At 43.9% G+C, this 952-nt stretch carries 1 protein-coding gene (running past one end of the window); it reads left to right on the top strand.

The window, feature by feature from the left end; genetic code table 11:
• Positions 1 to 196 precede the first annotated feature (196 nt).
• Positions 197 to 952, top strand: the 5' portion of a protein-coding gene (gene terL / locus WG67_RS03060) for a phage terminase large subunit (RefSeq protein ID WP_070356888.1). It continues 696 nt past the right edge of the window; 756 of the gene's 1,452 nt are visible here — the first part of the coding sequence; its start codon is at positions 197 to 199; its stop codon lies beyond the right edge, outside the window.

Genomic DNA, 952 nt, shown 5'->3' with positions numbered 1-952 from the left:
GGATCTATGCTTTGAGATACCGCGAATGAATCGCGGTATGACGGTGTAATGATGGTTAAGTATCCCGCTACGTGTTAGCGGGATCTATGTTAAGAGATACCGCGAATGAATCGCGGTATGACGGTTAAGTAAGGTGTCATTCCAGTGCTCCTTTTTTTGTCATCCCAGCGTCACGCGTTGGTTTCAACATTATATCATGAACTTTCTAAAATTCATTGAACTGTGCTTTCAAACGGTAGTGCCGGGGTGTGAGTATAACGATTATCAGTATATAAAAGTCATAGCAGACAGGCTGGAAGCAGCGAGCGCTGGTGAAGTGAAACGAATAATATTCAATATGCCTCCGCGCTCGATGAAGTCCATGTGCATAAGCGTTGCGTGGCCCGCATGGATACTGGGAAACCAACCAACTGCGAGAATAATAGTTGCAAGTTATTCTCAGCGGCTCAGCGAAAAGCACTCGCTCGACACCAGGTGCGTGATGCAGTCTAGTTGGTATAGAGCGCTATTTCCAGAGATAGAACTATCCAAAGACCAGAATACCAAATATAAATTTCAAACAGTGCAGAGAGGATACAGAATCGCAACATCAGTTGGTGGAACACTAACTGGTGAAGGTGGTGATTTTATCATTGTGGACGATCCGCTCAGTTCTGCTCAAGCTTTGAGTGAAACGCTTAGAAAGCGTGCCACAAACTGGTTTGATCAGACTTTAGTAACCAGGCTGAACGATAGAAAAAAAGGAGTCATCGTTCTTGTAATGCACAGGCTACACCAGGAGGACTTAACTGGACACCTTCTCTCCAAGCCAAAAAACATATGGCATCATATTTGTTTGCCAATGATTTCTGAAAATAAGCAGGTTATTTATTCAATCAAAAAGCCAATGCCTCCCGTTCCTGTCATCAGAGTAGCTCAGCACTGTGCGACCAGGCGATTATATAATAAACCA

The sequence above is a fragment of the Wolbachia endosymbiont of Drosophila incompta genome (assembly GCF_001758565.1).
Classification (GTDB): Bacteria; Pseudomonadota; Alphaproteobacteria; order Rickettsiales; family Anaplasmataceae; genus Wolbachia; species Wolbachia pipientis.
This window is presented reverse-complemented; position numbering and strand designations above follow the sequence as displayed.